Annotated in this window: 25 protein-coding genes, 1 tRNA gene and 1 pseudogene; 16 read left to right on the forward strand and 11 right to left on the reverse strand. The window is 64.7% G+C overall.

The genetic code is table 11. From position 1 onward, the window contains the following. The first annotated feature begins 185 nt into the window (after positions 1-185). From ACNJYA_RS37930 to ACNJYA_RS37975, 10 genes are all read left to right on the forward strand, one after another. A complete protein-coding gene (locus ACNJYA_RS37930) occupies positions 186-2,213 on the forward strand; it encodes an acyl CoA:acetate/3-ketoacid CoA transferase (protein ID WP_439401779.1) in 2,028 nt (675 codons plus the stop codon). 106 nt (positions 2,214-2,319) lie between these two features. After that, positions 2,320-3,504 (forward strand): substrate-binding domain-containing protein, encoded by a 1,185-nt coding sequence (locus ACNJYA_RS37935; RefSeq protein ID WP_439364957.1) that lies wholly within the window; start codon positions 2,320-2,322, stop codon positions 3,502-3,504. 155 nt (positions 3,505-3,659) lie between these two features. Continuing rightward, the gene (locus ACNJYA_RS37940) at positions 3,660-4,448 is read left to right on the forward strand and encodes an ABC transporter ATP-binding protein (RefSeq protein WP_439364958.1); all 789 of its coding nucleotides are present in this window, start codon (positions 3,660-3,662) and stop codon (positions 4,446-4,448) included. Continuing rightward, positions 4,445-5,167, forward strand: a complete 723-nt coding sequence (locus ACNJYA_RS37945; RefSeq protein ID WP_439364959.1) for an ABC transporter ATP-binding protein — start codon at positions 4,445-4,447, stop codon at positions 5,165-5,167. The genes ACNJYA_RS37940 and ACNJYA_RS37945 overlap by 4 nt, the downstream gene beginning before the upstream one ends. Further along, entirely contained in the window at positions 5,164-6,174 is a 1,011-nt protein-coding gene (locus ACNJYA_RS37950; RefSeq protein ID WP_439364960.1) for a branched-chain amino acid ABC transporter permease, read from the forward strand. Before ACNJYA_RS37945 ends, ACNJYA_RS37950 begins: the two co-directional genes overlap by 4 nt. Further along, positions 6,171-7,256 (forward strand): branched-chain amino acid ABC transporter permease, encoded by a 1,086-nt coding sequence (locus tag ACNJYA_RS37955; RefSeq protein ID WP_439364961.1) that lies wholly within the window; start codon positions 6,171-6,173, stop codon positions 7,254-7,256. Before ACNJYA_RS37950 ends, ACNJYA_RS37955 begins: the two co-directional genes overlap by 4 nt. Positions 7,257-7,435: 179 nt before the next feature. After that, positions 7,436-10,558, forward strand: coding sequence for a bifunctional diguanylate cyclase/phosphodiesterase (locus ACNJYA_RS37960; protein WP_439401780.1), 3,123 nt, complete (start codon positions 7,436-7,438; stop codon positions 10,556-10,558). Then, positions 10,558-11,595 carry a sensor domain-containing diguanylate cyclase gene (locus ACNJYA_RS37965; RefSeq protein WP_439401781.1) on the forward strand — a complete coding sequence of 346 codons (1,038 nt, stop codon included), beginning with the start codon at positions 10,558-10,560 and terminating at the stop codon, positions 11,593-11,595. Before ACNJYA_RS37960 ends, ACNJYA_RS37965 begins: the two co-directional genes overlap by 1 nt. A gap of 62 nt (positions 11,596-11,657) precedes the next feature. Next, a tRNA-Arg gene (locus tag ACNJYA_RS37970) sits at positions 11,658-11,734 on the forward strand. A 270-nt stretch (positions 11,735-12,004) separates the two neighbouring features. Further along, positions 12,005-12,793: an alpha/beta fold hydrolase gene (locus tag ACNJYA_RS37975; protein WP_439401782.1), complete on the forward strand. Its 789-nt coding sequence runs from the start codon at positions 12,005-12,007 to the stop codon at positions 12,791-12,793. Positions 12,794-12,880: 87 nt separating this feature from the next. Here the strand turns inward: ACNJYA_RS37975 and ACNJYA_RS37980 are convergent, their stop codons facing one another. After that, positions 12,881-13,090, reverse strand: coding sequence for a hypothetical protein (locus ACNJYA_RS37980; RefSeq protein WP_439364966.1), 210 nt, complete (start codon positions 13,088-13,090; stop codon positions 12,881-12,883). A 128-nt stretch (positions 13,091-13,218) separates the two neighbouring features. On the opposite strand from ACNJYA_RS37980, the gene dinB reads away from it, so the two are divergent. Beyond that, on the forward strand, positions 13,219-14,319 hold the full coding sequence (dinB, locus tag ACNJYA_RS37985) for a DNA polymerase IV (protein ID WP_439401783.1): 1,101 nt from the start codon (positions 13,219-13,221) through the stop codon (positions 14,317-14,319). A 99-nt stretch (positions 14,320-14,418) separates the two neighbouring features. Here the strand turns inward: dinB and ACNJYA_RS37990 are convergent, their stop codons facing one another. Both ACNJYA_RS37990 and ACNJYA_RS37995 read right to left on the reverse strand, forming a co-directional pair. Next, positions 14,419-14,712, reverse strand: a complete 294-nt coding sequence (locus tag ACNJYA_RS37990; protein WP_172787942.1) for a hypothetical protein — start codon at positions 14,710-14,712, stop codon at positions 14,419-14,421. A 203-nt stretch (positions 14,713-14,915) separates the two neighbouring features. Then, on the reverse strand, positions 14,916-15,602 hold the full coding sequence (locus ACNJYA_RS37995; RefSeq protein WP_439401784.1) for a DNA-3-methyladenine glycosylase I: 687 nt from the start codon (positions 15,600-15,602) through the stop codon (positions 14,916-14,918). A 256-nt stretch (positions 15,603-15,858) separates the two neighbouring features. Here ACNJYA_RS37995 and ACNJYA_RS38000 point away from each other — a divergent pair, with 256 nt between their 5' ends. The 3 genes from ACNJYA_RS38000 to ACNJYA_RS38010 all read left to right on the forward strand — a co-directional run bounded on the left by ACNJYA_RS38000 (position 15,859) and on the right by ACNJYA_RS38010 (position 19,306). Beyond that, the gene (locus ACNJYA_RS38000; protein ID WP_439401785.1) at positions 15,859-17,253 is read left to right on the forward strand and encodes an MBOAT family O-acyltransferase; all 1,395 of its coding nucleotides are present in this window, start codon (positions 15,859-15,861) and stop codon (positions 17,251-17,253) included. Between the two features lie 3 nt (positions 17,254-17,256). Beyond that, the gene (locus tag ACNJYA_RS38005; RefSeq protein ID WP_439401786.1) at positions 17,257-18,327 is read left to right on the forward strand and encodes a hypothetical protein; all 1,071 of its coding nucleotides are present in this window, start codon (positions 17,257-17,259) and stop codon (positions 18,325-18,327) included. A 151-nt stretch (positions 18,328-18,478) separates the two neighbouring features. After that, entirely contained in the window at positions 18,479-19,306 is an 828-nt protein-coding gene (locus tag ACNJYA_RS38010) for a metallophosphoesterase family protein (protein WP_172787946.1), read from the forward strand. Here the strand turns inward: ACNJYA_RS38010 and ACNJYA_RS38015 are convergent. The 4 genes from ACNJYA_RS38015 to ACNJYA_RS38030 form a co-directional block, all read right to left on the reverse strand. Continuing rightward, complete coding sequence (locus ACNJYA_RS38015) at positions 19,245-19,730, reverse strand: Crp/Fnr family transcriptional regulator (protein ID WP_172787947.1); 486 nt, start codon at positions 19,728-19,730, stop codon at positions 19,245-19,247. The two genes, ACNJYA_RS38010 and ACNJYA_RS38015, sit on opposite strands and share 62 nt — an antisense overlap. A gap of 100 nt (positions 19,731-19,830) precedes the next feature. Next, on the reverse strand, positions 19,831-20,571 hold the full coding sequence (locus ACNJYA_RS38020) for a di-trans,poly-cis-decaprenylcistransferase (RefSeq protein ID WP_439401787.1): 741 nt from the start codon (positions 20,569-20,571) through the stop codon (positions 19,831-19,833). A 30-nt stretch (positions 20,572-20,601) separates the two neighbouring features. Further along, positions 20,602-20,976 (reverse strand): transcriptional regulator, encoded by a 375-nt coding sequence (locus ACNJYA_RS38025; RefSeq protein ID WP_025033235.1) that lies wholly within the window; start codon positions 20,974-20,976, stop codon positions 20,602-20,604. Next, complete coding sequence (locus ACNJYA_RS38030) at positions 20,963-21,580, reverse strand: hypothetical protein (RefSeq protein ID WP_260381356.1); 618 nt, start codon at positions 21,578-21,580, stop codon at positions 20,963-20,965. The genes ACNJYA_RS38025 and ACNJYA_RS38030 overlap by 14 nt, the downstream gene beginning before the upstream one ends. 204 nt (positions 21,581-21,784) lie before the next feature. Between ACNJYA_RS38030 and ACNJYA_RS38035 the strand changes: the two genes are divergently transcribed. Beyond that, positions 21,785-23,029, forward strand: coding sequence for a S1C family serine protease (locus ACNJYA_RS38035; RefSeq protein WP_439403519.1), 1,245 nt, complete (start codon positions 21,785-21,787; stop codon positions 23,027-23,029). A 167-nt stretch (positions 23,030-23,196) separates the two neighbouring features. Here ACNJYA_RS38035 and ACNJYA_RS38040 read toward each other — a convergent pair whose 3' ends face one another. The 4 genes and pseudogenes from ACNJYA_RS38040 to ACNJYA_RS38055 all read right to left on the reverse strand — a co-directional run bounded on the left by ACNJYA_RS38040 (position 23,197) and on the right by ACNJYA_RS38055 (position 25,886). After that, entirely contained in the window at positions 23,197-23,934 is a 738-nt protein-coding gene (locus ACNJYA_RS38040) for a DUF899 domain-containing protein (RefSeq protein ID WP_172787951.1), read from the reverse strand. Between the two features lie 14 nt (positions 23,935-23,948). Next, positions 23,949-24,281, reverse strand: a pseudogene (locus ACNJYA_RS38045) (SRPBCC family protein); the annotation flags it as partial. 11 nt (positions 24,282-24,292) lie between these two features. Next, on the reverse strand, positions 24,293-24,745 hold the full coding sequence (locus tag ACNJYA_RS38050) for an ArsR/SmtB family transcription factor (protein WP_439401788.1): 453 nt from the start codon (positions 24,743-24,745) through the stop codon (positions 24,293-24,295). Positions 24,746-24,911: 166 nt separating this feature from the next. Then, positions 24,912-25,886 carry a Bug family tripartite tricarboxylate transporter substrate binding protein gene (locus ACNJYA_RS38055; RefSeq protein ID WP_172787953.1) on the reverse strand — a complete coding sequence of 325 codons (975 nt, stop codon included), beginning with the start codon at positions 25,884-25,886 and terminating at the stop codon, positions 24,912-24,914. A gap of 123 nt (positions 25,887-26,009) precedes the next feature. Here ACNJYA_RS38055 and ACNJYA_RS38060 point away from each other — a divergent pair, with 123 nt between their 5' ends. After that, entirely contained in the window at positions 26,010-26,429 is a 420-nt protein-coding gene (locus ACNJYA_RS38060; RefSeq protein ID WP_172787954.1) for a VOC family protein, read from the forward strand. Positions 26,430-26,588 lie beyond the last annotated feature (159 nt).

Raw genomic sequence — 26,588 nt, forward strand, 5'->3', positions numbered from 1 at the left:
CGGGGGTGAATTGCAGGCAATTGCCGCAGATTTCAGCCGTTTTGCGCGGCACTGCGGGATCTGGCGCGGACCTTGCTATCCGCTTTGCCGTCTTTCCTTCGCGAGGAGCAACCTGTTCCGGGGCAGCTCTTCGCGATAAGATCAAGCAAAACAAGGCCTACGGTCCAGGGAGCGGGAGGAACGCCGTGAGCCATCATCCAGCTCTGCCTTATCTGCGCAACTCCGAGAAGGGCAAGGTCGTCTCGGCGAATGAAGCCGTCATGCTGATCCGCGACGGCGACACGGTGGCGACCGGCGGCTTCGTCGGCATCGGCTTTGCCGAGGAGATCGCGGTCGCGCTGGAGGAGCTCTATCTGTCCCACGAGGGCGATGCGCCCTATACGCAAGGCAAGCCGCGCAACCTGACGCTGGTCTATGCCGCCGGGCAGGGCGACGGCAAGCAGCGCGGCCTCAATCATTTCGCGCATGAAGGCCTGGTGCGGCGCGTGATCGGCGGGCATTGGGGTCTTGCGCCGAAATTGCAGCAGCTCGCGATCGCGAACCAGATCGAGGCCTACAACCTGCCGCAAGGCGTCATCACGCATCTGTTCCGCGACATCGCCGCGCACCGCCCCGGCCACATCACCCGCGTCGGCATGGGCACCTTCGTCGATCCCCGGCACGGCGGCGGCAAGCTGAATGCGCGCACCACCGAGGACCTGGTGGAGCTGATCACGCTGCGCGGCGAGCAGTGCCTGCTCTACAAGACCTTTCCCATCGACGTCGGGATCATCCGCGCCACCACCGGCGATCCCGACGGCAATCTCACCATGGAGAAGGAGGCGCTGACGCTGGAAGCGCTCACCATCGCCATGGCGGCGCACAATTCCGGCGGCATCGTCATCGCCCAGGTCGAGCGCGTCGCCGAGGCCGGCAGCCTCAATCCGCGCCAGGTCAAGATTCCCGGCATCCTCGTCGACTGCGTCGTGGTAGCGAAGCCGGAGAATCACTGGCAGACGTTCGGCACGCAATACAATCCGGCGTTCTCGAGCGAGATCCGCGTCCGCGCCGCCTCGCTGCCGGTGATGCCGATCAGCGAGCGCAAGATCATCGCCCGGCGCGCCGCGCTGGAGCTGAAGGCCAACAGCGTCGTCAATCTCGGCATCGGCATGCCGGAGGGGATCGCCTCGGTCGCCAACGAAGAGCGCATCATCGATCTCATCACGCTGACGGCGGAACCCGGCGTGATCGGCGGCATCCCCGCGAGCGGCATCGATTTCGGCGCGGCGATCAACACGCAGGCGGTGATCGACCAGCCCTATCAGTTCGATTTCTACGACGGCGGCGGCCTCGATGCCGCCTTCCTCGGCCTCGCCCAGGTCGATCGCGTGGGCAACCTCAATGTCAGCAAATTCGGACCGAAGCTTGCCGGGGCCGGCGGCTTCATCAACATCAGCCAGAACGCCAAGGAAGTGATCTTCGTCGGCACCTTCGGCGCGGGCAAGCAGCGCATTGCGGTGAAGGACGGCAAGCTCGCCATCCTCGACGAGGCCAAGTCGCGCAAGTTCGTGGAGAGCGTCGAGCACGTCACCTTCAGCGGCCCGTTTGCCGCCGCGCGCAAGCAGCGCACGCTGTACGTCACCGAGCGTTGCGTGTTCGAGCTCCGGCCGGGCGGGCTCGAGCTCATCGAGATCGCGCCCGGCATCGACATCGAGCGCGACATCCTGCGCCTGATGGATTTCAAGCCGCTGATCCCGCGCGATCCGGCGCTGATGGACTCGCGCATTTTCGGCGACGGGCTGATGGAGCTGCGCGAGCGCCTGCTCACGATCCCGCTTGACCAGCGCTTCACGCTGGACGAGCAGCAAAACCTGTTCTTCGTCAACCTGGAACGCTATCCGCTGCGCAGCAAGACCGAGATCGACACCATCGCTGCCATTGTCGAGGCCCGCCTGGCGCCGCTCGGACGCCGGGTCTACGCCATCGTCAATTATGACAATTTTTCCATCCTGCCGGAGCTGATGGACGATTATTCGGCCATGGTCCGCAGCCTCGTCGACCGCTTCTATTCCGGTGTGTCGCGCTACACCACGTCGGGCTTCCTGCGCATCAAGCTCGGCGAAGCCCTGGAGAAGCGCAGCGTCGCGCCGCACATCTTCGAGAGCGCGGAGGAAGCGCAGTCTGATCGGCGTCAAGCCGAGGGCGCCGGCGATGCGCGGCCAGCTCAAAAATGATGCATGTTCGAAAGGCCGAGATGCTCAGGCGGAAGGTTCAATTGCAATGTCTGTAACGTTGTGCAAATCGCTGTTGCCGAGAAACTTTGAATCAGGAGGGACCATCGTGCGTCGATCACTCATCATAGCAACAACCATTCTCGCGCTCGGCGTGGGCACCTCCGCGCTGGCCGACGATCTCAAGATCGCGCTGATCTACGGCAAGACCGGTCCGCTCGAAGCCTACGCCAAGCAGACCGAGACCGGCCTGAAGATGGGCTTCGAATACGCCACCAAAGGCAGCATGACGCTCGACGGCCGCAAGATCGTCATCATCACCAAGGACGACCAGGGCAAGCCGGACCTCGCCAAGGCCGCTCTCGCGGAAGCCTATCAGGACGACAAGGCCGACATCGCGATCGGCACGACGTCGTCGGCCGCGGCGCTCGCCATTCTTCCCGTCGCCGAGGAGAACAAGAAGATCCTGATCGTCGAACCCGCGGTCGCGGACCAGATTACCGGCGAGAAGTGGAATCGCTACATCTTCCGCACCGCGCGCAACTCCTCGCAGGACGCGATCTCCAACGCGGTCGCGATCGGCAAGCAGGGCGTCACCGTGGCGACGCTGGCGCAGGACTACGCCTTCGGCCGCGACGGCGTCGCCGCCTTCAAGGAGGCGCTCGCCAAGACCGGTGCGACGCTCGCGGCGGAAGAATATGCCCCGACCTCGACCACCGACTTCACCGCGGTCGGCCAACGCCTGTTCGACGCGCTGAAGGACAAGCCCGGTCGCAAGGTGATCTGGGTGATCTGGGCCGGCGCCGGCAATCCGCTGGCCAAGCTCCAGGACATGGATCCGAAGCGCTATGGCATCGAGCTCTCCACCGGCGGCAACATCCTGCCGGCGCTCGCAGCCTACAAGGGCCTGCCCGGCATGGAAGGCGCGACCTATTACTTCTATGAGATCCCCAAGAACCCGGTGAACGACTGGCTGGTCGCCGAGCACCAGAAGCGCTTCAACGCGCCGCCGGACTTCTTCACCGCGGGCGGTTTTGCGGCTGCGATGTCCGTCGTCGCCGCCGTCACCAAGGCGAAGTCGACCGACTCCGAGAAGCTGATCACCGCGATGGAAGGCCTGGAGTTTGATACGCCCAAGGGGAAGATGGTGTTCCGGAAAGAGGACCATCAGGCGCTGCAGAGCATGTATCACTTCAAGGTCAAGGTCGATCCGAACGTCGCCTGGGCCGTGCTCGAGCCGGTGCGCGAGCTGAAGATCGAGGACATGGACGTTCCGATCAAGAACAAGCGGTGATTTCTTCACCTCTCCCGTAGGGAGAGGTCGGCGCGAAGCGCCGGGTGAGGGGTACCACCCTCTCGTGGGACCTGTGCCCCTCACCCGATTTGCTGCGCAAATCGACCTCTCCCCTTCGGGGAGAGGTGTCACAACCAGCCGACACGCTTGAACCCATGCCCCTCACCCTCGAAACCCGCGATCTCACCATCCGCTTCGGCGGCCATGTCGCGGTCAACAATGTCTCCTGCACGTTTCGCCCGGGCGAGCTTACCGCCATCGTCGGGCCGAACGGCGCCGGCAAGACCACCTATTTCAATCTGATCTCGGGCCAGCTGCGGGCATCTGGCGGCAGCATCCTGTTCGACGGCACCGACATCACCCAGCATTCCGCGCCGATGCGGACCCGTGCGGGTCTCGGACGCGCGTTCCAGCTCACCAACCTGTTTCCCAACCTGACGGTGGAAGAGAATGTTCGCCTCGCGGTGCAGGCCGCTAGCGGCACCCATTACGAGATGCTGCGGCCCTGGATGGTGCGGCGCGACCTGATCGCGCGCGCCGACGCCATTCTCGACCAGGTCGCGCTTGGCAATCGCCGCGGCGTCACTGCGACCGCGCTGTCGCATGGCGACCAGCGCAAGCTGGAAGTGGCCCTGATGATCGCGCTGGAGCCAAAGGTGTTCATGTTCGACGAGCCGACCGCCGGCATGAGCATCGACGAGGTGCCTGTCGTCCTCAACCTGATCGCGCAGCTCAAGCAGGACAGGAGCAAGATTATTTTGCTGGTCGAGCACAAGATGGACGTGGTGCGCTCGCTCGCGGACCGCATCATCGTGCTGCATAACGGACAGCTGGTGGCCGACGGCGTGCCTGCCGAAGTGATCGCCTCGCCGATCGTGCAGGAAGCCTATCTCGGCGTCGCGCCCAAGAACGCTATAGAGAGCGCGGCAGGGAGCGCATCATGAGCGATCTCCTCAAGCTGTCCGGCGTGCACACCCATATCGGGCGCTATCACATCCTCCAGGGCATCGATCTCACGGTGCCGCAAGGACAGGTCACGATGCTGCTCGGCCGCAACGGCGCCGGCAAGACCACGACGCTGCGCACCATCATGGGCCTGTGGCAGGCTTCAAAAGGCGAGATCACCCTCGCCGGCCGGCGCATCGAGAGCCTTGCGACGCCCGACATCGCGCGGCTCGGCGTCGGCTACGTGCCGGAGAGCATGGCGGTGTTCTCCGATCTCACGGTGAAGGAGAACCTGGTGCTGGCGGCGCGCGACGCGCCGATCGACGACACGCAGCTGGATTGGATCTTCGGCTTCTTCCCGGCGCTGCGCCGCTTCTGGCTGTCGCGCGCGGGGAGCCTGTCGGGCGGGCAGAAGCAGATGCTGTCGATCGCCCGCGCCATCATCGAGCCGCGCAAGCTGCTCCTGATCGACGAGCCGACCAAGGGCCTCGCGCCCGCCATCGTGATGGCGCTGATCGAGTGCCTGAAGGAGATCAAGCGCAAGGGCGCGACGATCCTCCTGGTCGAACAGAATTTCTTTGCCGCCCGCGAGCTCGGCGACAACGTGCTGGTCATGGACAACGGCACCATCGTTCATCGCGGCGAGATGGCGGCGCTCGCCGCCGACGTGCCGCTGCAGGAGCGGCTGCTCGGCCTGAGCCTGGAGGCGCATCAGTGACAGACCTTGCCGCAACCGATCCGCTGCCGAAGCCGAAGCGCGACCTCGCGCCGATCCTGCTGCCGGTGGCGCTGGCGCTGCTGATGATCCCGCTGATCGGATCGACCTCGTCCTGGCTGACCCTGACCGCCGCGAGCCTTGCCATGGGCATGATGATCTTCATCATGGCCTCAGGGCTCACGCTGGTGTTCGGCCTGATGGACGTGCTCAATTTCGGCCATGGCGCCTTCATCGCCGTCGGCGCCTATGTTGCCATGCTCGTTCTGGCGCCGTTCGCGGCCTCCATCCAGGCCGACTCGCTCTGGACGAACCTCGCGGTGCTGGCCCCGGCCGCGCTGCTGTCGATGGCGGTGTCGGGCGCGCTCGGCCTCGTCGTCGAGCGCGTGCTGATCCTGCCCGTCTACGGCCAGCACCTGAAGCAGATCCTGATGACGACCGGCGGCCTCATTGTTGCGGAACAGACGCTCTATGCGCTGTGGGGACCGCAGATCATCCCGATGCCGCTGCCGGCCTCGCTGCGCGGCTCCTTCATCCTCGGCGACGTCGCGATCGCCAAGTACCGCGTGCTGGCGATGCTGATCGGGCTTTCTGTCTTCATCGCGATCCAGCTCGTGCTCAACCGCACCAAGCTCGGCCTCTTGATCCGCGCCGGCGTCGAGAACCGCGAGATGGTCGAGGCGCTCGGCTATCGCATCCGCCGCCTGTTCCTCGGCGTGTTCATGACGGGATCGGCGCTGGCCGGCCTCGGCGGCGTGATGTGGGCGCTCTATCGCGAGCAGGTCCACGCCTCGATGAGCGACGACCTCACCGTGCTCATTTTCATCGTCGTCATCATCGGCGGGCTGGGATCGATCGGCGGCTGCTTCATCGGCGCCATCCTCGTCGCCATGGTCGCCAATTACGGCGGCTTCCTGGTGCCGAAGCTCGCCCTCGTCTCCAACATCCTGCTGATGGTCGCCATTCTGATGTGGCGGCCGCGCGGCCTCTATGCGGTGACCAGCCGATGATGATCCTCTCGGGCGATCCGCCGCGCAGCCGCGTCCTGACCCTCGTTCTCGTCGTCATCATCCTGGCGCTGGCGGCGACGCCGTTCCTGTTTCCGGGCGCCAAGGCGCTGAACGTCGCGGCCAAGATCTGCGTCTTCGCAGCCCTCGTCGCTTCCTACGATCTCTTGCTCGGCTATACCGGGTCGGTGTCGTTCGCCCACACCATGTTCTACGGCATCGGCAGCTACGCCATCGCGATCGCGCTGTACGGGATGGGTCCGAATTGGGCCGCGGTCGGCACCGGCATCGTCACCGGCCTGCCGCTCGCCGCGTTGCTGGCGCTCGCGATCGGGCTGTTCTCGCTGCGCGTCGCCGCGATCTTCTTTGCCATGATCACGCTCGCGGTCGCCTCCGCCTTCCAGGTGTTGGCCTCGCAGCTGTCCTGGCTGACCGGCGGTGAGGACGGGCGCAGCTTCCAGCTGCCGGAGCTGCTCCGCCCCGGCACGGTGCTGATCCCCAAGAACCTGTTCGGCTTCGAGATCAACGGCCGCATCCTGACCTTCTACCTGGTGTTCGCGATCTCAGGCCTGATGATCCTCGCTCTGCTCCGCGTGGTGAACTCGCCGTTCGGGCGCGTGCTGCAGGCGATCCGCGAGAACCGCTTTCGCGCCGAGGCGCTCGGCTTCCGCACCGTGTTCCACCTGACCTACGCCAACTGCCTTGCGGCCCTCGTCGCCGCCAGCGCCGGCATCCTGAACGCGCTGTGGCTGCGCTATGCAGGTCCCGACACCTCGCTCAGCTTCTCCATCATGCTGGACATCCTGCTGATGGTGGTGATCGGCGGCATGGGCACGATCTACGGCGCGATCATCGGCGCCACGATCTTCATCCTCGCGCAGAACTATCTGCAGTCGCTGATGGGCGTCGCCTCCAAGGCGGCGGACGAAGCCGGCCTGCCGCTGCTGCCGGGGCTGTTGCATCCCGACCGCTGGCTGCTCTGGCTCGGGCTGCTGTTCATAGCCAGCGTCTATTTCTTCCCGACCGGCGTGGTCGGACGGCTGCGCCATGGCGGCGGCAAGAAGACCGCCGGCCCCTCGCATTAACCGATGATTCATGATGCAGCGCTGTGATTGCGGCGCGCACGACACAATCCTCGCGCGTGATACCCGCGGTGCTGCATATGGATGTGCGATCAGCCCAGCTGCATTAATGCTTAGGTAACTGGCTTTCCTAAGGTTTGCGCCATTTGTGCGGTGTATTCCTGGTCCTCCAGTGAGGGGGAATGCGCCAGGTCTTTGCCAGGGTAGCAGCCGGAATGTCTCAAGCCGCGAGAAACGGCTGGGAGGCCTTGGCGCGCCGTGGTCCCGTCCTGTGGCTGACCCTGTGCGGCGTGTTTCTGGTCGCGGGAATCTTCATCGCCACGGCGGTAGCCGTCGGCGAGTTTCGCGAGCGGACCCTCGCCAACCGCGAACGCGAGCTTGAAAACACGGTGAAGCTGATCGCGCGGCATTTCGATCAGCAATTCGAGGATTCCGACGTCGTCGCCGCCGACCTGATCGGGCAGATGAACCTGCCGGAGATCACCTCGCCTGCGATGTTCCGCGAGCGCATGTCGGGGCCAGCGGCCAACCAGATGCTGCGCAGCAAGATCAGCTCCGTGTCGTATCTCGGCGACATCGCGATCTACGATGCCGAGGGCGAGCTGATCAACTGGTCGCGGGCCCAGCCGCTGCCCAAGATCAACGTCTCCTCGCGCGCCTATTTCCAGTCGTTCAAATTCAACCCGGCGGCCGAGCCGGTGATCCTGGAATCGGTCCGCAGCTTCCTGATCGGCAAATGGACCACGGTCGTCGCACGCCGGCTGCGCGGCGCGGACGGCACCTTCCTCGGCGCCATGGTGCGGCGGATCGATCCGGACAGCTATCAGCAATACTTCGCATCGGTCGCGCTCGCCGACGGCACGGCCATTTCGTTGCTCGACCGCGAGGGCAAGTTGCTGGCGCGCTATCCGCACGCCGAGGAACTGATCGGGCGGAACTTCAAGGACGCGCCGCTGATGCAGAAAGTGCTGGCCGAAGGCGGTCAGCAGACGCTCCGCGGCAGGAGCCCCGTCACCGGCGAGGAGCGGCTCGGCTCGGCCGCGTCGCTGACGCATTTCCCGCTGGTCATCATCGCCACCAACATCACGGCAGCGGCGCTCGCGGACTGGCGGCAGCAGACCGGCTTCATGGTGGCAACGGCGGGCTTCTCGGCGGGCGTGATCGCGCTGATCCTCTATCTGATCATCCGCCAGATCAACCGGCAGAACCGCGAGGCCCAGCAACGGATCGAGGCGGAGCGGCTCCGACTCGACACCGCCCTCAACAACATGTCGCAAGGGCTGATCCTGTACGACGCCGGCGGCACCATCGTCACCTGCAACCGCCGCTACGCCGAGATGTTCGGCCTGTCGCACGACGTCATCAAGCCCGGCTGTCACATCCGTGAGGCGATGTATCATCGCAAGGAGCGCGGCGCGTTCGACGGCGACGTCGAGGCGTTTTGCGCCGAGGTCATGAGGGTCGTCGCCGAAGGCACGGTCTCGACGCTGACCCATCAACTGGCCAATGGCCGCGCCTTCCAGGTCATCAACACGCCGCTCGCACAGGGCGGATGGGTCGCCACGATCGAGGACATCACCGAGCGCCGCAACCTGGAGCAGGAGCGCGACCGCAACTACACCTTCCTGCGCGAGATCATCGACCACATCCCGTCGCAGATCACCGTGAAGGATGCCCGGACGCGGCAATATCTGCTGCTCAACGTTGTCGCCGAGCAGCTGTTCGGCCAGTCCCGCCAGGACGTCGTCGGCAAGACCGCCTTCGACATCTTCCCCGAGGGGGCCGCCGCCCACATCACCGACGACGACAGCAGGGCGCTGAAATCAGCCAAGGGCTTGTTCAAGGACGAGCACGCCTGGCAAATGCCCGGCATGGGCCTGCGCTACATCACCTCGACCCGCATCGGCATCAACGACGGCGCCGGCGAGCCGCGCTATCTCATTCATGTCATCGACGACGTCACCGAGCGTCGGCGCGCCGACGAGAAGATCGCGCATATGGCGCATTACGATGCGCTGACCGACCTGCCGAACCGGACCCTGTTCCGCGAGCAGATCGAACGCGAGCTGGCGAACGTCGCCGATGGCTGCCAGTTCGCGCTGCTCTATATCGACGTCGACGAGTTCAAGGGCATCAACGATTCGCTCGGCCACCACGTCGGCGACGAGCTGCTGAAGGCGATCGCAGGCCGCCTCCGCGGCTGCCTCAAGCAGGGCGACCTGATCGCGCGGCTCGGCGGCGACGAGTTCGCGGTGATCCAGACCGGGATTCAATCCCCCGCGGACGTGCTGTCCTTCGTGACGAGGATCTACCAGGCGATCCGCCAGCCCTATCATTGCCTCGGCCACCAGCTCTCGACCGATGCCAGCATCGGCATTGCGCTGGCGCCGCAGGACGGCTCAGACCTCGATCAACTCATCAAGAACGCCGACCTCGCGATGTACGGCGCCAAGGCCGAGGGCCGCCGCACCCACCGCTTCTTCGAGCCGGAGATGGATGCCAGCGCCAAGGCGCGCCTCAGCATGGAGCAGGATTTGCGCCAGGCCCTGGTGAACGGCGGCTTCGAGATCCACTATCAGCCGCTGGTCGACCTGCGCACCAACGAAGTCTCCGGCTGCGAGGCGCTGCTGCGCTGGCGCCATCCCGAGCGCGGCATGGTGTCGCCGGCCGAGTTCATTCCGGTCGCCGAGGATACCGGCCTGATCACCGAGCTCGGCGACTGGGTGCTGCGCATGGCCTGCAACGAGGCCGCGACCTGGCCGGCGCATGTGCGCGTCGCGGTCAACGTCTCGCCCGTACAGCTCAAATGCGACACGCTGGCGCTGCGCATTGCGAGCGCGCTCGCCGCCTCTGGCCTCGACCCGCGCCGGCTCGAGCTCGAGATCACCGAGGCCGTGCTGATCCGCGATGACGAGGCGGCGCTCTCGATCCTGCACCAGCTCCGCGCGATCGGCGTGCGCATCGCGCTCGACGATTTCGGCACCGGGTATTCCTCGCTGAGCTACCTGAAGCGCTTCCCGTTCGACAAGATCAAGATCGACCGCTGCTTCGTCGCCGACATCGCCGAGACCACCGGTTCGCCGGTCATCGTGCAGGCGGTGGTGAACATCGCGGCCGCCAGCAGCATGACCACGGTGGCCGAGGGCGTCGAGACCGAGGCGCAGCGCGACATGCTGCGCGCGCTCGGCTGCACGCAGATGCAGGGCTATCTGTTCAGCGCGCCGAAGCCGGCCAGCGAGGTGCGCAAGCTGTTCGGTGCCGGCGATGGCTCGCCCGGGACCGTGCCCGTGGCTGCGGTGGCCTGATGCCGAAGTCGCGCAGGACCGTCGATGTCGCCGATTCCTACGCGGTGCGGCTGATGCAGCACCTCGTGGTGCCGACCTTCGTGATCGACCCTAAGCGCCGCGTCGTGATCTGGAACAGGGCGTGCGAGCGGCTGACCGGCGTCGCCGCCTCGGAGGTGATCGGCACCAGCAAGCACTGGCAGGCGTTCTACGAGACGAAGCGCCCCTGCCTTGCCGACCTCGTCGCGCTCGACCGGCCCGAGCAACTGCCGGAGTACTATCCGGAATATGCCGCGCGCGGCCACAACGGGCTCGGCTTCTCCGCGGAGAACTGGTGCGTGATGCCCAAGCTCGGCAGCCAGCTCTATCTCGCCATCGACGCCGGCCCGATCCACGACGAGGCTGGCAACCTGATTGCGGTGGTGGAGACGCTGCGCGACCTCACCGACCAGAAGCGCGCCGAGATGGCCCTGAAGGAGCTCGCCACCAAGGACGGGCTGACCGGCTTGGCGAACCGCCGCGCCTTCGACCAGATGCTGCTCGGCGAATGGGCCCGCGCCCAGCGCACGCAGAAGCCGCTGGCGCTGCTGTTCGTCGACGTCGACCATTTCAAGCTGTTCAACGACCAGCACGGCCACCAGAGCGGCGACGAGTGCCTGCGCGCGGTTGCTGGCGTCGTCAGCCGGCACGCGGTGCGCCCGCTCGATCTCGCCAGCCGCTATGGAGGCGAGGAGTTTGCGCTGATCCTGCCCGACATGGATTCTGACACCGCCTGCATGGTGGCCGAGCAGATCCGCTATGCCGTCATGGCCTTGGCGATCGCCCATGGTGCGATGGGTGCCGGCGATCACGTCACCCTCAGCGTCGGCGTCGCCAGCCACGTTCCTGATGGGAGCGACGGCGGCCCGGACCGGCTGCTCGGCGCCGCCGACGAGGCGCTCTATGTCGCCAAACGCCTCGGCCGCAACCGCGTCGTCTGCGCCGATCGGGCGCTTGCCGAGTTCGCCGCCCGCGGCGGAAAGCCGGTTCCGGCCCCGGTCAGGCGCAAGTCGGCCTGAAGCGCGCTCCGGCGAGAAGCGGTTGCCCGCCCCGCGCCAATCGGCTAAATGAACCTGCAACTGCACCCGTAGCTCAGCTGGATAGAGCGTTGCCCTCCGAAGGCAAAGGTCACACGTTCGAATCGTGTCGGGTGCGCCAGCTCAGGATTTTGCGCGAGGCCGTGCGAGTCTCCTAACAGCGCGATGCGATTGGGATGGGTCTCATCGCGCTTTAGATGGTTGTTTGGACATAGTCTTTTCGGAAAACCGCTGCACACTTTTCCGGACCACGCGCTAGGACGCGCTCGAAGATTGGCCATACGCGATTGCAAGGAGCCGTTTGAGGCTTGACGTCAGCGATCGACGGGTCGCCCCAGCCCCCTTACCCGCATCATTGCCCGAGAAGCCTGGAATGCCGGTGGATACGGAGATGACAATGAAGCTCGCGCGTGAAGGTATCCAACTGTCGTTCGACATCGCTGGGAAGGGATCGCCTCAGTTCCTGTTCGTCCATGGCCTTGGCGGGGATCGCACCCACTTTGCGCCACAGATGGAGTACTTCGGTCGGCACGGTCGCGCATTGAATGCCGAACTGCGAGGACACGGCGAGAGCGACAAGCCGCACCAGGACTACTCGATCGAAGGCTTCGCCGAGGATCTCGTCTGGCTGTGTGTCCGGCAAGAGATAACGAATCCGGTCATCGTGGGCCAAAGCATGGGCGGCAACATGGCACTCGAAATCGCGGCCCGTTACCCGGATTTTCCTGCGGGGCTGGTGCTGCTCGATTCCGGAGTGCTCTTCCCTGCCTCGGCGGGAGCGGTGTTCACCAGCTACCTGGAGGGCTTGCAGGGGCCGAACTTTGCGGACGAGGTACGAAAAATCGTGGCGGACTCCTGTCTGCCGACCGACAGATGCCATGCCCATGTCGAGCAGACCTTCCTGGCGACGCCACAGCACGTGCTGGTGTCGACGTTTAAGAGTCTGTTTCCCTGGGATGTGCATCGGGCGGGTCAGTGCGCCCAAGCGTGCCGGGTCCCGGTGCTGTATATCGAAGCCGCTCACCGGCTCGCGGATCTAGACCGCCTTGGCGCACTATGCCCGCAACTGGTTACGGCCAAGGCTGTCGGCTCCGGGCATTTCCTGTCGCTCGAGGTGCCGGAGCAGATCAACGCCATGATCGATCGATTCATCTCGCTTTACGTGCGAAGACGCGAATGAACTTCGCATGTGCGTGACCTGTGCCAACGGCGGCGAGGACACTACATTGGCAGGGCGGATCAAGGTCAGACGAGATCGTGCCGGCACTCAATTCAGCATCGCGACAATCGCCTGGATCTGGTCGGACGCGGTCGTCACCAGTCCGTCATATGACGTCTGGCCGTGTGCGGCGGCCTTCAGGATGCATTCGGCCACGGCCGCTTTCAGGCCGAACACTGACTGATGCGCCGGCACGCTTGCCATCACGGTCTCCAGTGCCTGACGCATCGTGTGAATGAGCTCGGAGCTGTATTGCATCGGCTGTCCTCCGCGGACTCATATTGGGTCGCGTGCCCCTGCTTGCCACTCACAAGCCTGCGATCGCGCTTTGACAACCGCCCATCCTTCACCTCGCGCTTCTATTCGCACGATTGTATCATCCTGCCATGAGCGAATCCGATACGATGCCTGGCGCAGCCGCTGCCGTGCGCAAGATCATCCATATCGACATGGATGCGTTCTATGCGTCGGTGGAGCAGCGCGACAATCCGGAGCTGCGCGGCAAGCCGGTCGCGGTCGGCGGCTCCGCGGAACGCGGTGTCGTTGCGGCAGCGAGCTACGAGGCGCGCAGGTTCGGCGTCCGCTCGGCCATGCCGTCGGTGACGGCGAAGCGGCAATGTCCCGATCTGATCTTCGTCAGGCCGCGCTTCGAGGTCTACAAGGCGATCTCCAGGCAAATCCGCGACATCTTCGCCGAGCACACGCCCGTCATCGAGCCGCTGTCGCTGGACGAAGCCTATCTCGACGTGACGGAGAACCTGCAAGGCATCCCGCTGGCGCGGGACATCGCGCTGAGGATCCGCGCGAAGATCAAGGCCGAGACCGGCCTCAACGCGTCGGCGGGCATCTCCTACAACAAGTTCCTGGCCAAGCTCGCGTCCGATCATCGCAAGCCCAACGGCCAGTTCGTGATCTCGCCGGAGATGGGCCCCGCCTTTGTCGAGACGCTCCCGGTCGGCAAGTTCCACGGCATCGGTCCGGCGACGGCCGCGAAGATGAACGCGCTCGGCCTGTTCACCGGGCGCGACATCCGTAACCAGTCGCTGGAGTTCATGAACGCCAATTTCGGCAAGTCGGGCGCGTATTATTATTGGATATCACGCGGCGTCGACGAACGCCCTGTGCGCGCCAACCGGATCCGCAAATCCGTCGGGGCGGAGAACACGTTCTCGACCGACCTCGACGCCTTCGACGCGCTCGTCGCCGAGCTCAGGCCTCTCGTCGACAAGGTCTGGCGGTATTGCGAGGCGACCGGCAATCGCGGCCGCACCGTCACCCTGAAGATCAAGTTCGCCGACTTCGAGATCATCACGCGCAGCAGATCGGTCGCGGCGGCCGTTGCCGGGCGCGACGATCTGGAGCGGTTGGCCTGCGGCCTGCTCGAAGTCGAGATGCCGCTGCCCAAGCGCGTCAGGCTGCTGGGAGTTGCGCTGTCCTCGCTCCACGCCGCCGGCGAATCGGAGCCGCAGCTGACGCTGGGCATCTGAACGCGGCGCGAGCTTTCGGCGACGGAGCGCACCAGGCACGACGAACGGTGGCGGATGTTTCGATCCGCCACCGATGGAGGCAATCGCGCTCGGGTCCGTTCAATGCTTCATATGCTCGAACACCACGATCACGCCGGTCGGTTCGGGCTCATGCGCCATCAGGCGCGTCAGGTCGGAATCGCCCCAATCGGCGAGGCTGACGACCTCGCCGCTCTCGCGGTCGCTGCCGAGCGATCCCGTCGGCTCGAGGACCTTGAGCCCCATCTCGTCGACGAAGAAGGTGTGCTCGCCGAACATGCTGTTGAGCTGCGGCATCGCCGGATGTTCGTCGGGCAGCACCTGAGCGCCGAGTTGGTGGACGGTCTGCTTCACCTGTTCCGATGTGAGCTTCATGAGCTGCTCCGTTGCTGGATCCGGTTGTCATCGAGCCGGGCGGGAGCGAGCATTCCCTGCGCCCTTGTGCGCCTGGCTCAGAGTCCCGAACAGGCGCTGCGGACAAATGTTCCCGCGAAATGTATTTCGTGATCGCGAGTTTCATCGGCCGCGTTCGCAGCACAAGATCGCCACAGGATGCACACGATCGGCCGATCGACGCGCTACTCGCTGCTGTTCTCGCCGACCGACAGCGCGCAGATGCGTGACAGATATGTGTACGGCAGGCCGCTCTCCTCGGCCCAGGCATTGAACTGCGCCTGCACCTTGGCGAGATCGCCCTTCGACTTGACCTCCTCGGCGATGTCGAGACCGGCATCGCGCAGGCAGGCCACCACGTCCTTGGACGTCACGAAGCCGTCCCAGCCGACGAAGCGCAGCAGCATCTGGCCGGTGTTGCCGCCCAGCCGGCTGCCGCGCTTGGTGAGGAGATCGAGCAGGCCGATCTCGTCGGACGACGGCCATTTCGCCAGAAACTTGCCGAAGCTGCCGTGCTCCTTCGCGATCTCCTGCACGAACGCGGCATTGTCCCGCACCGACATGATCTTGGCGCCGTTGCGCACGATGCGCGCATCGCGCAGCAGGCCCTCCCAATAGTCTTCGGGCTGGAAGCTGAGCTTGGCGGGCTGGAAATGCAGGAAGGCCGCTTCAAAGCCGTCCCATTTGGAATCGATCACGCTCCAGGCAAAGCCGGCGCAGAACACCCGCCTGGTCATCTCGGCGAGGATATGATCGTCGCCGAGCTTGGCTAGCCGCTTCAGGTCCGGCTTGGCCGGCATCAATTTGTCCAGCGCCTTGGGCCCGCCCTTGCGCTTCTCGGCGCGGGCGCGAATGGTCTTGAAGGAGGTCATGTGGACATGCGCTCTCGAGGATGCGCCACGACATCAGAATTCACGCGGCGGGTCCAGTCCCGCGAATATCAGGCGTCCTGATCGCATCGCCGGATCAGGCGAATTTATGTTGATTTCATCTCGGGGTTGCTATTCTGATGCCGGAGTGATGGAAATGATCCTTGTCACCACGACGCCCCTGTCTTCCTTCCCGTCGTCGTCCCCATTGATATGGCGAGCGGCGCGCTTGCTGCTCAGCAAGTGACTGTCTGCTGCGATGTCGTTCGTTTCCCTGGCGTTCCTTTGCTTTGTTCCCGCGACCTTTCTGCTCTATCACGCCACCTCGCGGCTTGCGGTTCAGAACGTCATCATACTGGTCGCTAGCTACGTATTCTACGGCTGGTGGGACTGGCGCTTTCTGCCCCTGCTGGCCGGCATTTCCATCGTCAACTATGCCGCGGCGATCGTCATCGCCGCCTCCAAGCGCGAACAAACCCGAAAGCTCCTGCTCTCTCTCGCCATCGCAGCGGCGATGATCGTTCTTGCGATTTTCAAATACTTCAATTTCTTCATCGATTCGTTCTCGATGATCGCCGAGCGCGTAGGGCTTCATCCGAACCTGCCGACATTGCGCATCGTGCTGCCGCTCGGCATCTCCTTCATCACCTTCCAGGGCATCGCCTACGTGGTCGACGTCTATCGCGGCAAGCATGCCGCCGAGAGGGACGTCGTCAAGTTTCTCGCCTTCAAGGCGTTCTTCCCGCAGCTCGTGGCCGGCCCGATCGAGCGGGCGAGCAACCTCCTGGATCAATTTTCGGCGCCGCGACGTTTCACGTCCGATCACGCCGAGCGCGCGCTCTGGCTCCTGATCTACGGCTATGCCATGAAGGTCGTGGTGGCAGACAGCCTCGCGCCGATCGTGGACACGCTCTTCATTCCGGAGCAGCCCTTCGGTTGGTCGGTCATCCTCGCCACGCTCGCATTCGGCATCCAGATCTATGCCGACTTCAACGGATACAGCCTGATCGCCAAAGGCGTCGCGCTGCTGTTCGGCTTCGAGCTGATCTGGAATTTCCGCTACCCCTACTGGTCGGTTTCGATCAGCGAGTTCTGGCATCGCTGGCACATCAGCCTCAGCACCTGGCTGCGCGACTATCTCTACATCCCGCTCGGCGGCAACCGCCGCGGCGAGCTCATCACCAACCGAAACCTGCTGCTTACGATGGCGCTGGGAGGTCTCTGGCACGGCGCGTCATGGACCTTCGTGCTCTGGGGCCTTGTTCACGGCCTGGCCCTCGTGGCCTGGCGCGCGTTTTCCGGCAAGGAGGCGCCGGGCTCGACGGTCGCCCGCGGCCTCGGCTGGGCTCTCACCATGCTGGTGGTGTTCGTGGGCTGGTTCTTCTTCCGCGCGTCCAATTGGAACTTGCTGGTGGGCATGCTCTACGCCCTCGGCAACTGGGAGTGGGCTCCGGTGCATGGCGCCGCCGGTCTCGCGATCCTGTCGCTGTCCGTGCCGCTGATGCTGCTGGAGTGGCAGCTTCGGTCGCGTGGCGACTATTCGATCCTGCAGTGGCCTGCATGGCTGAGATATCCGCTGTTTGCTACGCTGGCGGCGATGACGATCGCCGCCTCCGGACACGTCAATGCCACCTTCATCTATTTCCAGTTCTAGATCATGCCCCTGAAACAGACGATCGAATCGATCGGACAATGGCCGCTGGCAGGTGCGGTATGCATCGTTGCCCGACGGCTCATTCCGCTGGGCGTGCTCACCGCCCTCATTCTCGGCGTCGCACATTACATCCATCAGCAGAGCTTGCATCAATGGTCGCGCGGCATCGAGACCTACATCGTCCTGGAGCAAATCAGGCGCTCGGAGCGGCTGCCTGCGGCCGACCTTGCCTTTCTCGGCGATAGCTCCTGCCTGATGGGGATTCACGTCCCGACGTTGTTGCGGGCATTCCCGGGGTCCGGGATCGAGTCGTTCTGCACCATCGGATTCGTCGGTCCGGATGGCTATGGCGCGATGCTTGAAAAGATGATCGCCCGCGGGCGCCAACCCAGGAAGCTGGTTCTGGTGTTCAACCCGATTCAGTACGAGCGCGATCCGAGGTGGAATGAATGGGTGAGTTTCATCCGGACCAACCGCTTCGAAGTTCCGTCCGGCCTGACGTTTCCGGCCGGAGGCCCGGAGTACATCCGCCTGCTGATGGAGCGAGCGGTCTACAATCCGCTGCCCGGTGGTTACGCGGTGTATTACGGCGGCAAGGACCAGTTCATTTCAACCATTTGGCGCGAGCATGGCAGCGCGATCGATCCCAATCGGATGCTCGATATTCCTTCGCTGGACGCCTACAAGGCCACGCTGGCCGGTCACGTCTTCTTCAAACCCGATCCCAAGATCAAGCCGTTCGTGATGAACGCGGAATTCGAGAAGGCGCTCGCCTCCTTGTCGGAAACGCTATCGAAGTTCGACCGGTCGAAGGTGTACCTCGTCATCACGCCGGTCAATTCGCTCTATGCCCAAGGCGGTCCACAGAGCTTTCATGCCGAGGCTGGTGAAAGGATCGCCGCCATGCTCGGCATCGACAGATCGCACTTCCTCGATACGCCGGATATGATGCTGGACATCATGTACGCGCACTATCCCTCGCATCTGCATCGATGGAGCCGGATCATCTACACCGAGCAGCTTGCCAAGGCTCTGGCGGGCCGTGGCATCCTGGGAAGGGAGAAGGGCAACTGAAAGACGGCCGGCCCCCGATCGGCTCGGGCGCGGCCCTTTTGCCGCGTCGGCGGGGCCGACAGGGCCGGTTTGCTTCTTGCCTTGGATGCCGGCCGTGGCAATATCCGTCAATTCGCAAGCCTTCCGATTGCTTTGACCTGACGGATTTTCAATGCGCTGCCTGGTCGTGGCCGACTTGCACTATTCGCTGCCTCAGCTCGACTGGCTGGTCAGCGCGGCGCCGCGATTCGACCTCGTGATCTTCGCCGGCGACGCGCTCGACATCGGCTCGATGGTGGATTTCCGCGCCCAGATCGTGGTGGTGAAGAAGTACCTCGCGCTGCTGGCCGCGACGACCCGCGTGATCCTCTGCTCCGGCAATCACGACCTCGACGAGCGCAACGCCGAAGGTGAGAAGATTTCGCGCTGGATCTCGGAGGTGCGCGAGCTCGGCATCGCCTGCGACGGCGACAGCCTTAACGTCGGCGATACCCTGTTCACGGTGTGCCCGTGGTGGGACGGACCTCAGGTCAAGCAACGCCTCGTCGCGCAGTTGCGCGATGCCGCGGCCGTCAGGCCGCAGCGCTGGATCTGGGCGCATCATGCGCCGCCGGCGGATTCACCGACGAGCTGGGGCGGCAAGCGCTTCTTCGGCGACGTCGAGCTGGTGCAGTGGATCATGCAATACCAGCCGTCGATGGTGATCTCGGGCCATGTGCATCAATCACCCTTCATCAGCAATGGATCGTGGTTCGATCGGCTGGGCCAGACCTGGGTCTTCAACACGGGCTTGCAACCCGGCCGTCCGCCGACCTACATCGTGCTCGATCTCGATGCCGACAAGGCGTTCTGGCTGGCGGCCGGCGCGGCGCAGTGGATCGACCTGAATGCGCCGCTGCAGCGGCCCGCCGCCGCCATCGAGGCGCCGCCCGACTGGCTCACATTCTTGGATCGGATTGCCGATCCGAGCCTGGCGAAACCTCAAGCGGCGGCAGGTTGATCATGCTCTGGAGCACCTCGCCGACCATGGCCAGATGCGTACCGTGGCCGGCATATTGCCGCTTCAGATCGGCGAGGTAAGTGTTGGCGACGTTGAGCCGCTGCGCCAGCATTTTTGCGATCAGCAGGGCCACGCCCGGCTCCTTCTCGAGGAACGAGGCGGCATCCTCGAACTCGTAGACGATGGCGTCGGAGCAGGCCCGCACGGTTGCGGTGTGCGGCTGGCCCAGCAGCACGGACATCTCACCCAGCACGGCGCCGGGCTCGGTGACGGTGGCGACCACCATCTCGCCCTTGAGCACCTCGAGCCTGCCTTGCATCAGCACGTAGAGATGGCCGGAGGTGCCCCCCTCGGCGACGATGATCGTGCCGGCGGCAAGCTGCCGCTCCGTTCCGCCGGTGCAATAATCGAGGACTGCACGCATCGTACGAAAGCTCCGTCGCGGGACGATACCCAGTGCCGGAATACTAGAGCACGATCCATGCCGGGCGGCAATCAGCGGGGAGCGGCGGGCGCGAGGCGCGTCACACCTGGGACAGCGAAGGCACTTCGCCTGGCAGGATCGCCTGCAGACCGCCAAAGCGGCGCTCGCGGTTGTGGAAGGCGGCGAGCGCCTCGGCGAGATCGCCGGCGTCGAATTCGGGCCACATCCGCTCGGTGAAGTGCAGCTCGGCATAGGCGCCTTCCCAAAGCAGGAAGTCCGACAGCCGCTTCTCGCCCGAGGTGCGGATGATGAGATCGACGTCGCGAAGGCCAGCCTCGCCGGTGACCAGCTGCGAGAAGGCTTCGCGGGTGAGGCTGGTCAGCGCGGCCGCCTTCGCCGCGGCATTGAGGATGGCGTCGCGCGCGGAATAATCGACGGCGATGCGCACATGCAGAGTGCGGCCATCGGCGGTGGCCGCCTCGGCGCGCGCGATCGCGGCGGCGATGCCGTCGGGCAGGCGATCGCGGCGGCCGATGACGGAGAGGCGCACGCCGTTCTTGACGAGGCTCTGCACTTCGTTCGCGAGGTAGAAGCGCAGCAAGGTCATCAGCGCCGCGACCTCGGCCTTCGGCCGCCGCCAATTGTCCGTGGAGAAGGCGTAGAGCGTCAGCGTGCCGATGCCCTGCTTGGGGGCGGCCTCGACGATGCGGCGGATGGTCTCGACGCCGGCCTCGTGACCGCGCAGGCGCGACAGGCCGCGCCGCGTCGCCCAGCGGCCGTTGCCGTCCATGATGATGCCGACATGAAGCTTCTCGTTGCGGGGCGTGATGTCACTTTGCATTGCAAAGTCTCCGGTCAAAAAGGGGGAGGATCAGGTCGAGGCGATACCGAGGCGGCCGAGCGGCGGCGCCTCGCGGCCGGCGGCCTTCGCCGCGTCGCGCACCAGCCGCTCGAGCACGGCGAGATAGTCGAGGAAGCGGCGGCGGCCGGCCTTGGTGAGGCGGCAGGTGGTGTGCGGACGGTTGCCCTCGTAGCCCTTGGTCACCTCGACGAGGCCGGCCTCCTGGAGCACGGCAAGGTGCCGGCTGAGATTGCCGTCGGTGAGGCCGCAGAGCTGCTTGAGATCGCCGAATGCCAGCCCCTTGGGATGCGCCATCAGCGACGTCAACAAGCCGAGCCTCGCCTTCTCGTGGATCACGCGGTCGAGCCCTTCATAGGAGAAGGGCGCGCTGTCAGTCTTCGACATCGTTGTCTCCGGAGGCGAAATGCAGAATGGCCGCCATGAGCGATTGCCCGATCACGAAGGGCAGCCCCATGGTCCATGGCGACAGCGCGTGGGTTCGGCTCGCGAGCACCACGACCGCGAAGCCGGACACGAAATACCAGGCGCCGGCGAGCGCGACGGTGCGCGGCAACGAGCGGACCGAGGCGAAGATGCCGAGCGACACCAGGATCTGCCACAGGCCCGGCAGCAGCCACAGCGTCTCGCTCGCGAACTTCCACATCACCACCGCGAGCAGAACGCCGGCAACGCCCGCCGGCAGGAACTGCTCGACCGCCTGGTGAATCATCGCGTCGGCGAGACCGGAATGATGGCGTCGCGACCGCGCGCGCATCTCGATACCGATGATCAGCCCCGAGAGCGCGGCGGCGATGAACCAGCCGATGAAGAAGCCGAGCGGCTCGCCGGTGGGGTCGTCCAGCAACCAGAATTGCAGAATGGCGGTGATGAGTGCGACGGCGCCGGTCGCAGCCATCGCGGCCGGGCCGTAACCGCGGAAGGCGGTGCCCGCCGCGATCTGGCTGCGGATCGCCACGATGTCGGCCAGCGCCTTGTCGAGATCGCGCATCGGCACCGCCAAAACCTCGTTCCACCCAGGCATCTGCAGGACAGCTAGTCCTGTTACTTTGTACTGCAAAGTATACGGCACTGCAAAGTAAATGCAAGCCCGAATTGCTGCGGCAGCCGAAACGACTAGAGCGGACAACTGACGGTTGCGCCTCACCCGCCCTCGCGGATAAGATGGATGCAAGCGCGTTTGCCGGGGGCGGGTATGTGGTTGAGGTCGTTGGTCCTTGCGTTGGTGTTGCAGGTGAGTGTGGTCGGGGCGAACGCGGCGGGGCCGTTCGGCACCGTCAATGTCGGCAACTGGATCGGCGGCGCGTTCAGCAACGACGAGACGGGCGCGTTCTCCCATTGCGCGGCGACGACGCCTTACGCGAACGGCGTCATTCTCGTCGTGGGTTACAATGCCACCGGCACCTGGACGCTGGCTTTTGCGAGTCCGAGCTACCGCTTCAACAAGGGCGAGAGCGCCGCGATCGACGTGACCTTCGACGGGCAGGAGCAAGCCAGGCTGTACGCTACGGCGTACCAGTCCAACATGCTCACCGCCGTCATGCCGCTCAAAGTCGTGCGCACCTTTCAGAAGGCGAGCCTCATGGTGGCGACAGCCGGTCGCGCCGTTCTGAATTTCGATCTGACATCGACCGGGCCGGTGATCGCGGCACTGACCAACTGCGTAAGCAAGGTGAAAGCCGACGGGCTCGACAAGGCGGGCGATTTCACCAAGGGTGCGGCCAAGCCGGCGGCGACGGCGGAGAAGCAGGCGGCACCGCCGGCCAGCGGCAAACCTGCCCGAGCCAGGAGCGGCACCGGCTTCGTCGTCAGCACGGGCGGGCACATCGTCACCAACCATCATGTGATCGACGGCTGCGTCGGCGACATCAAGGGCAATCTCACCGGCGAAGCCGCAATGGTGCTGCGGGTCGTCTCGAGCGACGCCAACAACGATCTCGCCCTGTTGCAGGCGCCGTCGACGACGACCTTCAAGGACTTCGCCCGGATCCGCGACCGCTCGATCCGCTCCGGCGATTCCGTCGTCGCGATCGGCTTTCCCTATCACGGCATCCTGACGTCGGACTTCAGCGTGACCACCGGCATCGTGAGCTCGCTCAGCGGCATGCGCAACGACTCGCGCTTCCTGCAGATCAGCGCACCCGTGCAGCCCGGTAACAGCGGCGGGCCGCTGTTCGACAACACCGGCCAGGTCGTGGGCGTGGTCACCGGCAAGATCCCGGCCTTGCGCATCGCGGTGGCGACCGGCAACATCCCTGAAAACATCAACTTCGCCATCAAGACCGGCGTGCTGCGCGACTTCCTCGACAATTCGATCGTGCCCTATCAGACCGCCGAGCCAAAGAGCGAGCTCAAGACCACCGACATCGCCGCCAACGCCCGGCCGTACACGATGCTGATCTCGTGCAATGCGACGGAGCAGGCGGACGCGAAGCGGTAGCTATCGGGGCAAGGCACACCCTGCATATCACCCTCCGCTGTCATTCCCCGCGAAAGCGGGGAATCCAGTACGCCGCGGCCCATCGATTCAACCACAACTGTCGCGGAGTACTGGATCGCCCGGTCAAGCCGGGCGATGACACATTTGATGTGCGTCGAGCGCTGCCCTCACCCGTGACAGCACGCTGCCTTCGCCGGCTGCGGTTCGTACTGGTCGCGCAGACGCACCCAGTCCATCGGATAGGGCAGGCCTTCCTCGTGACGGCCGAGCGGGGTGAGATCGAGATATTGATAAGCGGCGTTCATCATGTCGAGACCGCGGGCGAAGCAGGAATAGGTATGGAAGATCGCGCCGGCCTCGTCGCGGTAGAACACGCTGATGCCGGGCAGCTCGGGGCCGTACAGCGGCGTGGTCCCGAAATTATACATCGGCTTGCCGGTCGCGACCTCTTCCTGTGAGTACGTCACGCCGTAATCGCGGTTGAAGTCGTTGCGGCCTGAGGAAACCCAGTCGAAGGTCCAGCCCATCCGCTTCTTGAACGCCTCGAGCTTTGCGCTTGGCGCCAGCGAGACCGCAACCATCGCGGTGTCGCGCGCGGCCAAATGCGGCACCATGCGCTCGAACCCATCGGCCCAGAACGAGCAGCTCTTGCACGCCGCCTCCCAATCGGGTGCGAACATCACGTGCTGCACGATGAGCTGCGGCCGGCCCTCGAACAGGTCGCCCAGCGACAGAATGCCGTTCGGCCCGTCAAATTCGTACGCCTTGTCGACCTTGACCCAGGGCAGCCGGCGGCGCTCGTCGGCAAGCCGTTCGCGGGCCTGGGTCAACTCCTTCTCATGGTCCAGAAGGGCCTTGCGCGCGGCGATCCATTGCTCGCGCGAGACGATCTGATGTTGCTGCATGGCGTTCTCCTTGGTCAGGCGACGAAAGCATCGAGCTTGTCGAACAACGAGCTCCAGCCGCGCTGGTGGTTGTCGCGTGCGGTCTCGTCGAAGAACTGGGCGTGATGGAAGATCATCAAGGTGCCGGCGCCATCAGGTTTCAGCGAGATCGTCACCAGCGATTCACGCTCCGGCGTCGAGTGCCAGGCCCAGGTGAAGACGAGAAGCTCGTTCGGCATCACCTCGCGATAACGGCCGCCGGCCTCGAAATATTCGCCGTCATCGCCAATGAAGCTGATGCGAAACCGGCCGCCGACGCGAACGTCGAGCTCGGCTTTAAGCGTCGCCGGCTTCATGTTCGGCGGCCCGAACCATTGCGCTAGCTGCGCGGCTTGCGTCCAGGCGGCGTAGACCTTTTGCGGCTGCGCGCGGAGCCGGCGCGTGAGCGTGAGGCTTGGTCGTTCTGCCGGGCGTTCGGCCGCGTTGGCGACTGCGTTGGCCATGTCTCTTCCTCCACGAAGGCGGCGAGGCGATCGAGATTGTGGGACCAGAACTGCGCATAGCGATTGAGCCAGTTCATCGCCTGCTCCATCGGTTGCGCGGTCAGCCGGCAGGCAACCGTGCGCCCGGTCTTCTCGCGCACGATCAGCCCGGCATCCGTGAGCACGTCGAGATGCTTCATGATCGCCGGCAGCGACACCGCAAACGGGGCCGCCAGCTCGCTCACCGACAGGCCGTCCTGCTCGCCGAGGCGCGCCAGCAAGGCACGCCGCGTCGGGTCGGACAGCGCCGCAAAAGTCCGGTCCAGCGTCTCGTCCCTATACTTAACCATGTGGTTTAGTATAGACGCGAGCGCGACACCGTCAAGCCGGAACCCGCAGACGCGGATCCGCACGACTGCGTGATCTGTTGCTGGACGCAGGCTGCATCAACCAAGCAACGCAAAGAAAAAAGCCCTGCCGAACGGCAGGGCTCTCTTCCCGGTCATCACGAGATCGCTACTCGACCTTCAGGCCGGCGAACTCGACGACCTTCTTCCACTTCTCGGTCTCGGCCTTGATCTCCTCGCCGAACGCCTCGGGCGTCTGCACCCGCGGCTCGCCGCCGAGTTCGACCAGGCGCTTGGCCATGTCGGGCTCCTTGATCACCGCGTTGACCTCGGCGTTGAGCTTGGCGATGATCTCCTTCGGCGTGTTCTTCGGCGCGCCCATGCCGAACAGCGCGCTCGCCTCATAGCCCTTCACGGTGTCGGCGATCGGCTGCACGTCGGGCAGCTGCGGCGAGCGTTCCGTGGTGGTGACGCCGATGGCGCGCAGGCTGCCGGAGCGGATGTGCTGGATGATCGAGGGCATGTTGTCGAAGATCACCTGCACCTGGCCGGCGAGCATGTCGGTGATCGCGGGCGCGGCGCCGCGATAGGGCACGTGCTGCATCTTGCAGCCTGTCATGGCCATGAACATCTCGCCGGACAGATGCACCGAGGTGCCGTTGCCGGACGAAGCCATGTTCACCTTGCCGGGATTGGCCTTCACGTACTCGATGAACTCGGCGACGTTCTTGGCCGGCACGTCCTTGTTGACGGTCATCACGTTCGGCACGCGCTGGAACGAGGCGACCGGCGCGATGTCGCGCACGAAGTTGAACTTCAGATTGGCGTAGAGCGAGGCGTTGATGTAGTTGGCCGGATTGACCAGCTGCAGCGTGTAGCCGTCGGGCTCGGCATTGATGACCGATTCGGTCGCGATGTTGTTTCCGGCGCCCGGCTTGTTCTCGATCACGAATTGCTGGCCGAGCTTTTCCGACAGCCGCTGGCCGATCAGCCGTGCCAGGATGTCGGTGGCGCCGCCCGGCGGATAGCCCACCACCCATTTCACCGGACGGGCCGGATAATCGGCGGCAAGCGCCTTCGACAGCGGGGTGGCGGCAAGCGGACTGGCGGCGAGCAGGCCCAGCGCGGTACGGCGAGTGATCATCTCAAGGGTTCTCCCAGTGTTGTTCTTGAAGTCGGATGGCTTGAAGGCCGCGTGGCCGCGGTTGTAACAAAGCTGGCCGCGGGCGGAAAGTGCGCGGGGCACTTCACGACGAAAGGATGAGACATGACGGTCAAGGTTCATGCCCTGGATCATCTCGTGATCAATGTCACCGATGTCGCGGCAAGTGCTGCGTGGTACGGCAAGATTCTCGGCATGGATGTCAAGCTGTTCGATCCCGGCGGCGGCAAAGCGCCGCGGACTTTCCTTGAATTCGGTAACCAGAGGATCAACGTCCGGCAACGCGACGCCGACAAGGTGGAGTGGTTCACCGCGGACCACCCGACGGCGGGCAGCGAGGACCTGTGCTTTCTCACTTCCGCCACGCCGGACGAGGTGGTGGCGCATTTGCGGGCACATGGCGTCGCGATCGAGGAAGGCCCGGGCCCGAGGCAAGGAGCCCGCGGCACGCTGCGCTCGGTCTATTGCCGGGATCCCGATGGCAGCCTGATCGAGATCTCGTCGTACGAGGATGGTAGCCGGTAGGACCTCCGCTTCCCGCCCCAAACACCGTCATTGCGAGCGAAGCGAACCAATCCAGAATCCCTCCGCGGAACCAGTCTGGATTGCTTCGTCGCAAGGGCTCCTCGCAATGACGGTGGAGAGCGCTCGGCCCTCTCCCCCGATTTGCTTCACGCCTCATCC

It is taken from the genome of Bradyrhizobium sp. BLXBL-01, from assembly GCF_051853025.1.
GTDB lineage: Bacteria > Pseudomonadota > Alphaproteobacteria > Rhizobiales > Xanthobacteraceae > Bradyrhizobium.